General features: G+C 38.0%; 11 protein-coding genes. All 11 read right to left on the bottom strand.

Going from position 1 to position 15041, the window contains the following annotated elements:
- Nucleotides 1-73: 73 nt before the first annotated feature.
- Nucleotides 74-2392: an NADP-dependent malic enzyme gene (locus ASE92_RS00455; RefSeq protein ID WP_056848157.1), complete on the bottom strand. Its 2319-nt coding sequence runs from the start codon at nucleotides 2390-2392 to the stop codon at nucleotides 74-76.
- Between the two features lie 340 nt (nucleotides 2393-2732).
- Complete coding sequence (locus ASE92_RS00460) at nucleotides 2733-5261, bottom strand: phosphocholine-specific phospholipase C (RefSeq protein WP_056848158.1); 2529 nt, start codon at nucleotides 5259-5261, stop codon at nucleotides 2733-2735.
- Between the two features lie 118 nt (nucleotides 5262-5379).
- Nucleotides 5380-6783: a lytic transglycosylase domain-containing protein gene (locus ASE92_RS00465; protein WP_056848159.1), complete on the bottom strand. Its 1404-nt coding sequence runs from the start codon at nucleotides 6781-6783 to the stop codon at nucleotides 5380-5382.
- Between the two features lie 170 nt (nucleotides 6784-6953).
- A complete protein-coding gene (gene gatA, locus ASE92_RS00470; protein WP_056848160.1) occupies nucleotides 6954-8375 on the bottom strand; it encodes an Asp-tRNA(Asn)/Glu-tRNA(Gln) amidotransferase subunit GatA in 1422 nt (473 codons plus the stop codon).
- Between the two features lie 18 nt (nucleotides 8376-8393).
- Complete coding sequence (locus ASE92_RS00475) at nucleotides 8394-8594, bottom strand: twin-arginine translocase TatA/TatE family subunit (RefSeq protein ID WP_200926302.1); 201 nt, start codon at nucleotides 8592-8594, stop codon at nucleotides 8394-8396.
- Nucleotides 8595-8605: 11 nt separating this feature from the next.
- Nucleotides 8606-8968, bottom strand: a complete 363-nt coding sequence (locus tag ASE92_RS21630) for a twin-arginine translocase TatA/TatE family subunit (protein ID WP_056848161.1) — start codon at nucleotides 8966-8968, stop codon at nucleotides 8606-8608.
- Nucleotides 8969-9014: 46 nt separating this feature from the next.
- Nucleotides 9015-10319, bottom strand: coding sequence for a murein hydrolase activator EnvC (locus ASE92_RS00485; protein WP_056848162.1), 1305 nt, complete (start codon nucleotides 10317-10319; stop codon nucleotides 9015-9017).
- Between the two features lie 121 nt (nucleotides 10320-10440).
- On the bottom strand, nucleotides 10441-11232 hold the full coding sequence (locus ASE92_RS00490) for a DUF4292 domain-containing protein (protein WP_056848163.1): 792 nt from the start codon (nucleotides 11230-11232) through the stop codon (nucleotides 10441-10443).
- A complete protein-coding gene (locus ASE92_RS00495) occupies nucleotides 11210-12904 on the bottom strand; it encodes a tetratricopeptide repeat protein (RefSeq protein ID WP_056848164.1) in 1695 nt (564 codons plus the stop codon). Before ASE92_RS00495 ends, ASE92_RS00490 begins: the two co-directional genes overlap by 23 nt.
- An 89-nt stretch (nucleotides 12905-12993) precedes the next feature.
- On the bottom strand, nucleotides 12994-13428 hold the full coding sequence (dut, locus tag ASE92_RS00500) for a dUTP diphosphatase (protein WP_056848165.1): 435 nt from the start codon (nucleotides 13426-13428) through the stop codon (nucleotides 12994-12996).
- A gap of 50 nt (nucleotides 13429-13478) precedes the next feature.
- Entirely contained in the window at nucleotides 13479-14963 is a 1485-nt protein-coding gene (locus tag ASE92_RS00505; RefSeq protein WP_200926303.1) for a lipopolysaccharide biosynthesis protein, read from the bottom strand.
- Nucleotides 14964-15041 lie beyond the last annotated feature (78 nt).

Genomic DNA, 15041 nt, shown 5'->3' on the forward strand with positions numbered 1-15041 from the left:
ACAGTTTACGATTTTAGATTTAATAGCATGATCTTGTAGTTTTAGACCAAACCCGTGAGCATCCGAAATCTGTTTATTTTTTGTTTGTTTTTGTAAATATACCTTTTCGTTTTGATGAATCTGCAATTTCTTCTTTAGCCTGAACATCTACTACTGCAATAGTAACCATATTTACGATTTCTCGCACCGAACTTCCTAACTGAACAATATGAACAGGTTTGTTTAATCCAAGTAAAATAGGACCAACAGCTTCTGCACCTCCAAGTTCCTGTAATAGTTTGTAAGCAATGTTACCCGATTCTAAATTGGGGAAAACCAACGTATTTGCAGGCTCTTTAGCTAGAGTGCTAAATGGGAAATTTTCTTTTAATAAATCGTTATTAATGGCAAAGTTTCCTTGCATTTCTCCATCAACCACCACTTCTGGATGGTTTTTGTGAAGTAATCTGGCCGTTTCTCTAACCTTGTTTGGCGTTACACCATCATTCGAACCAAAGTTAGAATACGATAATAATGCAATACGAGGTTTAATGTTGAATTGTTTTACCGATTTATCCAGCAATAGCGTAATATCTACCAATTCTTCTGCAGTCGGATCTACGTTAACGGTGGTATCACCAAAAAAGATCGGACCTTTTTTAGTCATCATCATGTACATTCCTGCCACACGTTTTACACTTGGATCTACACCAATAACGCGTAAAGCAGGTTTAATGGTCGATCCGTAATCTTTTGTTAAACCAGAAATCATAGCATCAGCTTCGCCAAATTCTACCATCGATGCACCGTAATAATTACGGTCTCTCAATAATTTTGTAGCATCGTTTAATGAAATCCCTTTACGTTGACGTTTTTTGTACAGTGATTCCGCGTATAGTTTCGTTTTTTCGGGATTCTGCATTTGGTCGATGATTTCTACACCTTCCAATTCCAAAGCGTGTTCATCAATAATGGCCTGAATTTTTTCTCTATTTCCCAACAAGATAGGAATAGCAATATTATCATCCTTTACAATTTGAGCAGCTTTTAAAATTTTATAGTTGTCTGCCTCAGCAAAGACTACCCGTTTAGGGTCCATTTTAGCTTTGGTTGTAATCGAACGCATAATGGCATCGTCCAATCCTAAACGCTTTCTTAATTCTTCGTTATAAGCATCCCAATCAGTGATGATTTTACGGGCTACGCCACTTTCAATTGCTGCCTTAGCTACTGCCGTAGAAACCTCCGTAATCAACCTAAAATCTACAGGTTTCGGAATGATATATTCCTTGCCAAATTTAAGGTTACGGGCATTGTAAGCCAAATTTACCGCCTCAGGAACCGATTTCTTTGCCAATTCGGCAATTGCTTTAACGGCAGCAATTTTCATGGGTTCGTTAATGCTTGTTGCACGAACATCAAGCGCGCCGCGGAAAATATATGGAAATCCTAAAACGTTGTTTACCTGGTTAGGATAATCAGAACGGCCAGTAGCCATAATGATATCTTTACGCGTTTTAATCGCCAATTCGTAAGCAATTTCCGGATTCGGATTTGCCATTGCAAACACGATTGGGTTTTTTGCCATCGAGTTTAACATCTCAACAGTTACACAATCAGCAGAAGATAATCCGATGAAAACATCAGAATCTTTCATGGCTTCGGCCAAAGTGTCGATTTTTCTGTCAGTAGCAAACTCAGCTTTAATCGCGTCGAGCTTTTCACGGTCTTTACGGATTACGCCAGAACGGTCGCACATCACGATGTTCTCTTTTTTAGCACCTAAAGAAACATATAACTTAGTACAAGAAATTGCAGCGGCGCCAGCACCGTTAACCACAATTTTAATCTTGTCCATTTTTTTCTTGATGATTTCGCAGGCGTTTAACAATGCAGCAGCAGAAATAATTGCCGTACCGTGTTGGTCATCATGCATCACCGGAATGTTCATTTCCTCTTTCAAGCGACGCTCGATTTCGAAACATTCTGGCGCTTTAATATCTTCTAAGTTAACACCACCAAATGTTGGCTCTAAAGCTTTAACGATTTTAACAAAATCATCAACATTTTTAGTGTCTAACTCTAAATCAAATACATCAATATCAGCAAAAATTTTAAATAGCAAACCTTTGCCTTCCATTACTGGTTTCCCAGCTTCCGGACCGATATCGCCTAAGCCTAAAACGGCTGTACCATTACTAATTACCGCAACAAGATTCCCTTTTGCGGTATATTTATAAACATCTTCTGTATTCTCAGCAATTTTTAAACATGGCTCTGCAACGCCTGGAGAATAGGCAAGAGTTAAGTCTCTTTGCGAATTTGTAGGTTTTGTAGGTACTACTTGTATCTTTCCCGGACGGCCTTGCGAGTGGTAATCAAGCGCATCTTGCTTTCTAGTGGTTTTACTCATTACGTAACTTATTAGTGACGCCGCAAAGGTACAATTCTTTTACTAGGCAGAAAATAAATATCCAAGCAAAATAATTAATTCGAATCGGGCTAAAATTTTCTAACAATTTGGAACATAATAACAAACAGATAATTTGTAAAGCAACTTTACAAGCAAGAATAAATAGTCAATCCTTCTTTTCGCTTAATCTTTTTGTTCATTTTTCTGCTGAATTTGAATGTTGCTGCAACAAAAAGGATACCGCTGCAATAAGGTTTAAAAACAACAGATGGTGCTATAAAACTCTGGCTTACGAGCAGCAACCTCGCAGTTTTTTAAAACCTGCGAGGTTTAAAATGAGCTAAACTCTTCCCATCAGCGGATCGGTATAGGTTTCTTTGCCAGTTTCTATTCTTCCTGCAAATCGTTGCGAAAACGAAGCAAATGTGTTAGCAGTGATTTCAAAGTCGTACCAGCCGAAACTCGACTTCAAATCCAACACTATTGTGTCTTCACCATTGGCTGCAATCGTTTTCTTAATAATACCTTTTTTATAAGCAAGGTCGTTCACCTGGAAACTTATCGCCTTCGAACCTTCATTTTTTATTAGAAGCTTAATATTTCCTGTTGGCACTATGGTAAGGCGATTCAGCTCATGATTTGCCGAAATGCTTAAAAGTGGATCGTTTGCTGTACCCAGAAACTCACGGAAAAATCCATTGGGTCCGTTTAAACGCAAGTGGTATTTTTCATCCTCAAACGCTTCCAATGGCCAATTGTAAGTGAGTTCATCATCGGCTTTGACCGCGAAATTCCAATTTCTGCAAATTTGTTCCTGCTCACCAGCTTTGAATTTCGCTGGCGCATACACCGTAAATGGTGCACCAACAGCAGTTTTGCCAAATAGCTTTGTGCTGGCCGACATTTTAATTCGGAAACTTTTTTTATCCGAAAGAAGTGCACCCTCACTTGCCAATTGGTAAGGTAAAGCACAAGCCTTGCGAATGCCTTTTTCTTGCTGCGACATTACATTGGCAAAATTCGTGTTCAATTCTACATTTTTTAAGTCGGCATCTGTTACAGCTTTCGAAATTTTAGGTTCTTCCTTAAATTTTGCGTTGAATATGGTTTCAACAAAAGCATCGCGTTGTAAAAACGGTAATTTCTCTGAAGCCGCATCGAACGGAGTAAATGCAGAAGTCAGGTTTCCACAAATCGTTCTTCTCCATTCACTAATATTTTCAATGCGGATGTTCTTGTTGTATTTTCGGTTAACGAATTCTTCTAAAAATTGCAGCGTAGAGGTATGGTCAAAAACCTGCGAATTTACTTTGCCGCCTCTACTCCAGGGCGAAGCAATTAGCATCGGCACTCTAAAGCCTAAACCAATTGGTGCTTCTCTGGCTCCCTTTTCTGGTACTCCTTGTTTAAGCTCATTTGCCAAACGCACATGCTCCACTTCGGTATCAATGCCTTTAGAAACTTTTCCGGTTTCTGGTTTAGTGTTATCGGGAATGGAAAACGGAACAACATGATCGTAGTAGCCATCATTTTCATCATAAGTTACAATGAATATGGTTTTCTTCCAAACTTCGGGGTTTTTGGTTAAGATGTCCATCACTTCCGATACTAACCAGGCACCATACCAAGGGGCGCTCGGGTGATCGGAGAAATTTTGCGGTCCGGCGAGCCAGGAAACAGTAGGTAATTTGCCACTGTTTACATCAGCTCTAAATTGATGTAAAACATCTCCTTTTGGAACAGTTACTTCTCTTTCTTTGCCGTTATCGTCATATTTAATTGAAGAAATACTTCTATAATTAGCATCGTTCTTGTTTACCACAAAAGCCCGATAAAATAGACTTTTCTCCTCATCGGTTAACTTGGCAAAGTTTTTTTCATTCCATTTTTGTAAATCTGCAGTGGCATCATCCAATGCTTTCATTTTATTTTTTAAATCACTCTGGATTTTTTTCGACGCAGCATCACTTGAGGGGCTTTCTTCTTGCAGTTTATTAATCTCTGCAGGTAGCGTATCGACCAGTTTTTGCAGGTTTTCTATATATTTATCTTTAAACTTAACATTATAAGCTTTGAAAAACTCCAATAAGTTACAGCCGAAATTGGCCAGCCAAGCCCGTTCCTCACCTTTAAAACCGCCGCCGCAACTGGTTTCATTTTGATAAAACTTCCAAGCAATTTTGTTCTCTTCCAGTAATTCAGGAAAGGTTTTCCATACATGTTTTCCGTAAGCGAAGTCATCGTTCCTGATGTTTGCTTTTAAAATGCCATTCTCCTCATGGGTGATTTTGCCTGTCCAGAAGAAAGACCTGTTTGGCGTAGTGCTCGTCATGCCCGAGCAGAAGTTTTGATCGCAAATGGTAAAAGCATCTGCCAAAGCGTAATTGAAAGGCAAATCTTCGCGTACATAGTGGCCTAAAGTGAGCGGCATGTGTGCGTAGTTTTTATTGCCTGGCTTTTTGGCAATTAACCATTTATCGTATTTGCCTTCATTATAGGCGTCAACCTGACTGGCTCTTGAATGTGGCAATGAGCCCATCCAGGTTACCTTGGTATCTTTAATATTTAAACGAAATGGGGCATAAGTATTGCCCACAGCATCAGTTTGAAACCAAACTGGCTTTTGGTTGGGTAATGTAACCGCTCTCGGATCGTTAAAACCGCGAACACCTTGTAAACTTCCAAATGTATGGTCGAAAGATCTATTTTCCTGCATTAGAATCACCACATGCTCAGCATCTAGAAATGTACTTCCCGGAGCCGGATCGATTGCAAATGCTTTTTGAATTGATGAAGGCATAACGGATGCTAATCCTGTTGCGCCTGAAAGCAGTAAAGATTTACGGAGAAATTCTCTTCTGGTATCCATGATATGTTAAAATAATTTTAAGCAAATTAAAGTTATCTTAACATTATGTAAATAAAGAGAAAGTTAATTATATGTGAATCGATGATAATGTTACAGAGATGTTTCGTTTATAATTTAACTAGCCCTTGCTGATCTTCAAAACCATCCCAGCCTGTAAACCAGCTTTGCTGAGTTTATTATCACGCCTAATGCTTTGCACCGTTGCTCCGTTAAACTTTTCAGCAATCTCTGATAAGGTATCACCGGTTTTCACCTTGTAACTTGAATAAGAAACAGGTGCTTTAAGCTGAACACGATTTTTGGCGAACACTTTGAGCCTTTGACCAGGAACGATAGTTTTACTTTTTAAACCGTTCCATACTCTTAAATCCTGCACCTCTACGCCATATTTATTGGCAACTGCTGTAAGCGTTTGACCTGCGGAAACTTTGTGGTATAACACCGTATTTGATGAAAAAGGTTTAACGGCCTTTTTACGCAAATCTCTTACATCATCCGTACTGGCTTGCACCACTTGCATGCTGATATCCAAATCGGTGTTGTACAAAACTTCATAGACATTGGCATAATCAATATCCCTAAGCTTAGGCATTATTATGCGCTTGGGCTCCTCTTCCGTACCATTTACAATTTTCTTTTTGTACGCTGGGTTTAAGGCAAAAAGCGAGGTTTCATCAACATTCAGAGCTTGCGCCAAGCTACTTAAGGAAACAAACCGACTCGTTTGAACGGTATCGGTTTTCAGAAACATGTTGCAAGCCTGAGCATTAATTTGGTGATGCTTCGCATAATTCATCACGTAAACTGCAGCTATAAATGCTGGCACATAATTTCTGGTTTCTTTTGGCAGGAATTGTCTGATTTCCCAAAAATCTCTTGAGTTTGCTTTAATCATGGCTCGGGTTACATTCCCCTTGCCGCAATTGTAAGCCGCAATGGCTAAAAGCCAGTCTCCGAGTTCTTCGTATGCATCTCTAAAATATTGTGCTGCAGCATAGCTGGCTTGGATGGGGTCTTTTCGCTCATCGACAAAATTATCCATTTTTAAACCGTATGCTTTTCCAGTACCGAACATAAATTGCCAAATGCCAGTGGCGCCCACTCTTGAAATGGCATGTGGATTCATCTGTGATTCTACAATGGTGAGGTATTTTATTTCCTGCGGAATTTCAAAATCCTTTAAGGCCTTTTCAAAAATTGGAAAATAGTAGTTGGATAGTCCCATCATTTTGCCAAACATATCTTTACGTTTAGCATAAATATCGATGTATTGCTGTACGTATTCGTTATAAGGAAGTGGTACGGTTTTAACAATAGAATCTAACCTGAGCTTGTAAATATAGTTTTGCCCCATCAACAATGTGTTTTCGTATATGGAGGGAACAGCTACGGTATCTGTATTGATTAAGATATTGTTTTGCTTCTTAGGGATGCTATCTAATTTTAATACTTGCTGCGCAAATGTTGGGAAGATAAATGCTGGAAGACAAAGAAGAGATGCAAAAAGTAATTTTTTAATCATGGGCTATTGGTTTATTCAGCATTGATAATAGTTAAAAACCAATGCCTGTTCTAGCGAGGTGATACTGCCCGCCAGAAATTAACAATACCATTGCTTAAATTTAATTACAAGCCTTTTACCTAAACTGTAATTGCAATGATCAATTCTAAAATCGAATATTCGACTTGAACTTAATTGGATAAAAATGCCTTAGAGAAAGCCAAAAGTTTAGCTTCATCAAAATGTTTGGCTATAAATTGAATACTTAACGGCAAACCTGCGTTATTATTGCCTAAAGGTAGAGCAATTGCTGGGTTGCCACTTAACGAAGGCAAAACTGTAAAAATATCTGCCATATACATTACCAACGCATCTTGTACATTGTCTCCAATTTCGAAGGCTGCGGTTGGGGCAACTGGCGATAAAATTAAATCATATTCTTCAAACAGAATATCCAATTTTTCTCTAATTAACCTGCGGACTTGCTGCGCTTTTTGATAATAAGCATCATAGTAACCGGCACTTAAAACGAACGTCCCTAATAGAATTCGTTTCTTAACTTCTTCGCCAAAACCTTCAGCCCTAGACAATTTATAAAGTTCGGTTAATGATTTTGCTTCCGTATTGCGGTGACCATAATGAACGCCATCATAACGAGAAAGGTTGGATGAGGCTTCTGCTGTGGTTAAAATGTAATAGGCAGGAACAAGATAATCGAGAAGATCAAATGAAACATAATCCACTGTATGGCCTTGCGCTTTTAAATCTTCAATTGAACTTAATATTGCCGATTTAATTTCCGGATCAAGTGCATCGCTCTCAATGGTTTCTTTTAAAACAGCTATTTTTTGTTTTCTACTATCCGATAAATGAGCTGGATAATCGGGTACTTCAAGCGGAGAAACAGTCGAATCGTATTCATCTGCACCCGCTAATACTTCTAATAATAGCGCTGAATCTTCAACAGAAGAGGTTATTGGTCCAACCTGATCGAAAGAGGATGCATAAGCAATAACACCATATCGGGAAATTCTACCGTAGGTTGGTTTCAATCCAATTTGGCCACAAAAGGCTGCGGGCTGACGTACAGAACCGCCTGTGTCGGTACCCAACGCCGCTAAACACATATCGGCCTGAACAGCAACAGCCGAACCGCCAGATGAACCTCCTGGAACCAATTCAGGATTGGCAGCGTTTTTCGCAGGTCCGAAATAGGAAGTCTCATTAGATCCACCCATGGCAAATTCATCGCAATTTAAACGTCCTATAATTACGGCGTCTTCTTGTAATAATCTTTGAACAACAGTGGCCGAATATGGAGATACGAAACCATCGAGCATTTTTGACGATGCAGTAACGACGTGGTCTTTATAACAGATATTATCTTTTATTCCAATTACCATTCCAGCAAGTTTTCCTGCTGTTCCATTTTCGATCTTCTGTTGTACCGCTTTTGCCTGAACTTCTGCCGAATAAAAAAACACCTCGTTGAATGCATTGAGGTGTTCATTTTCATTAATTTGCTTAAAATAATAAGCCAATAAATCGGTTAAAGTTAATTGCTTCTGCGAAATGAGCGTTTGGATCTCTTTAAGAGAGCTGTATTTCTTCAAAACTTAACTTTTTTTCAATTAAATAGTTTTATCACGGTTAGATGGATCTACTTGTTCTCCGTCAACGCCATCTTTACCATCTTTAAATTCTTTAACACCTTTTCCTAACCCTCTCATCAGTTCAGGAATTTTTTTACCACCAAACAATAACAAAACCACTACCGCGATAATGATAATTTCTGGTGTTCCAAGCATTGCTGCTATTGTTGTATTTAACATAACTTTTTTGTTTAAGCTTTTTGATTGTCAGTTACTGTTTCATCAATGGGATTAACTGAAGGATGATTTTTCGTCAAATTCGGACCCGCTTTTTCCTCTTCAGGAGTTTCATCTGTTGGATGATGGCGTTGGTTATTATTGTTGGCAACGGTTTCTTCCGCTTCCTCTTTATCCAGGTCCATTGCGTTTATATTTCTATGAATTTCACGCTTAACACCATCCGATGCATCTTTAAACTCTCTGATTCCTTTCCCCAATCCTCTTGCCAGTTCGGGTAATTTTTTACCTCCAAATAACAAAAGAACCACCACTAAAATGAGTATGATCTCTGATCCACCCATGTTTAAAAACTCTAATAACGTGCCTTGATACATCACTAATCTATTTTATACAAATATATACAATTTATAACTGTCTTCTTTACTTACTAATCCAGGCCTCTGGATTTAATACACTATTGCCTCGTCTAACTTGGAACTTCAAAATTGCGTCATCACCGGTATTGGCCACCACTCCAATAGTTTGCTTGGTGTCAACATTATTTCCAGTACTAACGGATACATTTCTCAAATTTTGGTAAACAGTAATATATTCACCGTGCATGATAATCACAACTCCTCGACCTTGAATGTACTGAACCAATAAAACTTTCCCAGCGAAAACTGCCCTTACTGCAGCGCCATCGGCAGTGGTAATATCAATACCATCGTTGGTGTACGATGCTTGATCCACCTTATGCAAACCAAAACGTTCTGTAACAGTACCTGTTGCAACAGGCCATGGCAGTCGCCCCCTATTTCCTTCAAAACCTGCTGACAAACGAGCAGCTTCTGGCGTTGCCGTTAAGGCCTCGCTGGTTGTTTTTTCTTTCACTGCAGGTGCTTTAGTTGCGGCTGGCGCAGGTCTATTTTCCGCCCGTGCCTTATCCGCAGCCGCTTTTTCTTCTGCTGCACGTTTAGCAGCAGCTATTCTCGCTTCTTCTGCGGCCTTTCTTTTGGCAGCTTCAATTGCCCGTTGAATGGCTGCACTAATGGCGGCATCAATTTGCTTTTGCTGCCTTCTTCTCGAAGCAATGTCCTGCGCAAATTGCTTTTCTTGTTTACTTAATTTCCCAAGTACGGCAGATTGTTGGCTTTTATCTTTGCCTAAACGTTCTCTCTCTTTTTCCTGTTCTTTCAGGAGCTCACTTTTCTCTCTTAAAGTTTTATCCAAAACTCTGATCTTTCCATTAAGATCTTGTTGCGTATTTTCAATATATCCAGCCTGTTTTTTACGGTATTGACTGAATTGTTGTAAATATTTAATGCGTTTGTAAGCTTGATTGAAATCTTTCGCGGCAAAAATGAACATCATTTTATCATACGAATTTCTATTCCTTTGCGCAAAACGAATCATGCCTGCATACTCTTTTTTAAGATCGCCTAATTGACTTTGTAAAGTATGTACGGTATTTGTGTTCTGAGAGATTTGATTATCTAGGTTTTTAATTTCAGAGTTAATTGTTCCTATTTTCTCTTGACGCAGCCGAATTTGCGCATTAATGCCATTTATTTGCTGCAGCGTTAGCTTTTTACCGCTTGCAGTTTTGTTTAGATTTTTTTGGAGCTGTTCAATTTCACGCTGTATAGCTTCTTTTTTCCTTCTTAATTGACTTTCAGTTTGCGCAAGCGCAGAAAAGGCAAAACCGCTTAATAACAGAATAAATACGAGTTTGTGTAGCTTCATTGAGCCAAAAGTATAAAAATTTTATAGGAAAATACATTAAAATTGAGATACTTAAACCATTAAAATGGCGCATTTAACGATCTTCACTTATTCTTCATTGAATTTTGGATCGCTCCAAATCCTATTTAATAACTGTATATCTCTTTGGAACACTAAACGGAAAATCAACTGGAACATTGCCATCAATTTTCACATATTGTAAATCGATGTTGATTTTTTTCGCACCCGATAAGGTATTGATTTGAAGTGCACTTGGGAAAAGAGATTCGTTCAGTTTTTGGTAGTCGGTATAGTTAACTTTTAGTGCCTGTCCATTTTTCGAATCATTTAAATTCGTTTCAGAAACCTTCAAAAGGGTATTAAAAAGCAGCCGGTAATCAAGTTCTTGTTTTCTGCCGGAAACTACCCAAACGCCATTTTCTTGTTTAACATCCGATTGCGGCGTCAAAAATTCGCCCATGGCATTTCCTGTTAAGATGCTTTGAAGCGTATTAAAATTAACTTGTTTGTTGGTAAAAGTGTAAATATAGCTGAAAGGCTTTTTAATATACTCACTCTTTAGCCTGTTCATAATTTTGATGCTATCTGGCGTAATTAATGCCCTTGCAACTTCTGCTAATCCACCTAAAGCAGTAATGCTTACCCAAATGGTTTCCTTGTCTTTCATTTTAAAGTTCATGGTTACATCGTTTGCATCGCCAGAGATGTTTAATGTTGCCTTTGCTTTTAAGGAAATTGTATTAAATTTTAGCTGTTTATCGCTGATGGCCGATAAAGCTTCCGCTTTGGTATTGTCAGCAGGAGTTTCTACTGGCTTTGTGGGTGCTGTAATAATTTCTTTCTTAGGCTTACAAGCCGTTGCAAAACAAATTGTACTTATGATAAGTGCGCTATTTAAAATATTTCTTTTCATTAATTTTTTTGATTAGAACTTCACTTGCATTTCCGGCATCTTTTGCCTTTTGCCATTGTACTAAAGCCGCATCTTTTTCGCCCTTCATAAACAAGATATCTCCGTAATGCTCCAAGTAAACACTATTCTTATCTGTATTGTTTTGCAGGGCTTTTTCGATCCAGGTTTTTGCCAGATCATACTTTTGCTGCTTAAATAAGATAAAGGCATAAGTATCTGCAACCGATGAATTTGTGGGCATTGCATTGGCGGCAGTTTCTGCATACAGCGCCGCTTTTGATAGGTCATCATTTTTTAATGCCAGGTAATAGGCATAATTATTCATGATGAGGTAATTATCAGGCTCTGTAGCAATCGCTTTTTCAAAAGCTATTTTTGCCTGATTAAAATTGTTTTGGCTGATGTGGATATCACCCTGAAGCGCATAAGATTGTGCTTGCAAACTCTTGTTGTCTACATCAAGCTGTAATGCCGTTTTGAGATTGTTCAAAGCAGCTTCGAACTTTCCTGTTTTATACAAGGCATAAGCGATGTAATAATACAAACTGGCTTGGTTTGGATAAATGGTTAATGCTTCATCACCCACTTTTACTGCTTCAGCATAGTGCCCAATTAGGGATTGAATATTAATCACCTGTTCCCAAACAGCATAAATTTGTTCATTCAGCTTCAAAGCTTCCTGGTATTGAACCAGTGCCTCTCTCAACTTATTTTGTTGATATAGTACATCGCCATATAAAGCTAATGCTTTGGCATCTTTTGGATTTTGTTCAGCAACAATTTTGGTTAAATCTGTCAGGCTTTTCGCTACAATCGGCTCATTTATTTTTTGAAAAAGTGCAGATACAATTTTTACTTTCTCTGTTAAGGGCATATCGGCACTACCGAAAGCCAATTTCAGAGATGAAAAAGCGGCCTCATCATTCTTTTGCTTGCGATAAATATCAGCCAGGGCTAGGTTAACTTCGAAATTTTCAGGCGCTAATTGATGGGCTTTCAATAAAACTTTCAATGCTTCCAGATCATTGCCTTTTTGCAGTAAGAGGCCCGCAGCATAGAGGTAGTTTTTTACATCAGCTTGGTTACCTTCCAACAGCTTAACAATATCACTTTCAGAGGTATTTCCGTTTGATTGTACTCTTCTTCTGGCAGTGATCAGATCTCTTGATTCTCCAAATTTTGTTTCAATTTGATCGTAAATTTTCTTAGCATCCTCTTTTTTATTGGATAAATAGAGTGCATTTGCTTTATCGAAATAATAGGCATCGTTTTCGGGGTCGAGGCGAATCAATTGCGAAAATACCTCGACCAATTCGGGCATTTTGTTGCTGCGTTTATAAACCTCGCCCAAGGTGCGGTAATACCATGGATTATTGCCATTTAACTTGATGGCTTGTTTAATATTCTGTTCTGCCTCGGCTAATTTATCCAAACGAATATTGGCATTGGCCAATTCAAAATAGGCAGCATGGTTGTTCGCATCTAAACCAACAAGCTTGTTGAAATTAGTGACAGCGAGCGAATAGTTATCCGACATTTTTTCTCGTAAACCGGCAAAAAACAATTGCTTTACAGCATTGCTATCTCTTGCCGCATTAGATACAACAGGCATCTGCCCAAAAGCATTTAAGTTTAAAATGATCGCCGCAACAAAAAGATATGTTTTATTCATAAAATTGAATTTTGAGTGAATGAATTTTGAATGAGTGAATGTTCAGCTAAACTCTGATTCACTCAATCAATCATCCTCTAATTCCATCATTAGCCTTTGCCAGTATGCCCGTAACCCCCTTCGCCTCTCAAGGTTTCTCCCAATTCATCAACTGCTTGCCACTCAATTGTTTCATGCTTTGCAATAACCATTTGTGCTATTCTATCTCCATTAACGATTTTGAATTCAGTATCTGATAAATTAACCAATAAAACTTTTAGCTCTCCACGATAATCAGCATCAATTGTTCCAGGTGAGTTGACAATGCTGATTCCATGTTTATAAGCCAAGCCACTTCTCGGACGAATCTGTGCTTCATAACCAATTGGCAATTCGATATATAAACCAGTCGGGATAAGTTGGCGTTGTAAAGGTTTAAGTGTAATATCTTCGGTAATTGATGCTCTCAAATCCATTCCGGCAGCATGAGCTGTTTCGTATTGCGGCAACGGATGTTCGGATTTATTGATAATTTTTATGTTCATATTTATAGGTTAAAACTACACCACTATTATATCATTCTTGATGTAATAACTTAAGCGTTCTTCCTTAAAAGCTTTTTTACATTATCCTTTTCAAAATAGAATATTCCAAGAAGAAATAGCAATAGGATGGTGTTACCAATATAGATGTTACGATTGAATACCCAAAACGATAAACCAACTGATAGGATGGAGACCAGTACATAGGTTGCCATAGACTTCAATTTGTAGGGGATGGGATAATGTTTTTGCCCCAGCCAGTATGAAATAACCATGATAATAAAATAGGCGAACATAGATACCCATGCAGATCCCATATAGCTATATTTAGGAATGAGAATGATATTCATCACGATGGTGAAAACTGCTCCTACTAATGATATATATAAACCATATCGCGTTTGATCGGATAGCCTGTACCAAACCGATAAGTTCATGTATATGCCTAAACATACATAACCAAATAACAAAACAGGAACCGCATCTAAACCAGACCAATACCTTGAATTAATGAAGTGTTTTATAATTTCGATATTAGCTGTGAGCCCCAAGAACAAGATTGATAACGCCAATACAAAATAATATAAAATAGTAGCATACGTTTGTTTGGCATTTTCATTTTTAGCGTGACTAAAGAAAAACGGTTCCGCACCCAACCTGAAAGCAGTATTAAAAATGCTAATGAAAACAGCTAGTTTACATACTGCACCATAAATACCTACATCGTGATTAGCAATGTTGTTGGGCAAATATTTACCAAGTAAAATCTTATCAAGATTTTCATTAATGATGAAAGACAAATTAGCCACCAAAACTGGCCAGCTATAGCCAAACATATTGTAGAAAAGTTGTTTGTTAAATTTCAACCGGAGGGCTGCGAATTGCGGTAAGAGCATAAGCAACGTAACCAGGCTCGCAATTAGATTGGCCACAAAAACATAACCTACCCATCTTCCTTTATACCAGCTGCTTAGCCATTCATCGATTATTCCGTTTTTTATCAAAAACGGAATTACAAAAATAAATACCAAGTTAAGACCTATAAAAGTACCAATATTGGTAAATTTAATCAGGCTATATCTAAATGGCTTTCCATCTGCCCTTAGTTTTGCAAAAGGAATTACACTTATAGCATCAACGAATAAGATCCAGGCAAATAAGTGTATATAGGATTTTTGATCTGCAAAGCCTGAGATATTTCCATTTAGCGTATACTTGGCCAAAAAATCAGAAAAAACAAGTGCTGTGATTAAAAACAGCGTAGATAGGAAGGCGATGACGATAAAGCTATTGTTATAAACCTCCTCTTTTTTATCCTCATGTTTATTCAAATACCTAAAAAAGGTAGTTTCCATTCCAAAAGCCAGGATTGGATTAATGATGGACACATAACTGAACATTTTGGTAAAAACGCCATACACGCCAGGAGCAAAAACCGTTGTGTAAATTGGCGTTAAAATGAAGTTAAACAAACGTGAGAGAATGGTACTAATACCATAAACCATGGTTTGCCCAAGAAACTTTTTATATACTGACAATTGCTTTCAGATTTTTGATTTTAGGTTTTAGATTGAAACAGTTGGTTTTCTAAAAGAAAAATCGATTAATAACTATGC

It is taken from the genome of Pedobacter sp. Leaf41 (assembly GCF_001422545.1).
Taxonomy (GTDB): domain Bacteria; phylum Bacteroidota; class Bacteroidia; order Sphingobacteriales; family Sphingobacteriaceae; genus Pedobacter.

Excerpts from the sequence above, each read along its gene's own strand:
- ASE92_RS00455 (WP_056848157.1), bottom strand. The coding sequence starts at position 2,392 with ATGAGTAAAACCACTAGAAAGCAAGATGCGCTTGATTACCACTCGCAA.
- ASE92_RS00460 (WP_056848158.1), bottom strand. The coding sequence starts at position 5,261 with ATGGATACCAGAAGAGAATTTCTCCGTAAATCTTTACTGCTTTCAGGC.
- ASE92_RS00465 (WP_056848159.1), bottom strand. The coding sequence starts at position 6,783 with ATGATTAAAAAATTACTTTTTGCATCTCTTCTTTGTCTTCCAGCATTT.
- ASE92_RS00475 (WP_200926302.1), bottom strand. The coding sequence starts at position 8,594 with ATGTTAAATACAACAATAGCAGCAATGCTTGGAACACCAGAAATTATC.
- ASE92_RS21630 (WP_056848161.1), bottom strand. The coding sequence starts at position 8,968 with ATGTATCAAGGCACGTTATTAGAGTTTTTAAACATGGGTGGATCAGAG.
- ASE92_RS00485 (WP_056848162.1), bottom strand. The coding sequence starts at position 10,319 with ATGAAGCTACACAAACTCGTATTTATTCTGTTATTAAGCGGTTTTGCC.
- ASE92_RS00490 (WP_056848163.1), bottom strand. The coding sequence starts at position 11,232 with ATGAAAAGAAATATTTTAAATAGCGCACTTATCATAAGTACAATTTGT.
- ASE92_RS00495 (WP_056848164.1), bottom strand. The coding sequence starts at position 12,904 with ATGAATAAAACATATCTTTTTGTTGCGGCGATCATTTTAAACTTAAAT.
- dut (WP_056848165.1), bottom strand. The coding sequence starts at position 13,428 with ATGAACATAAAAATTATCAATAAATCCGAACATCCGTTGCCGCAATAC.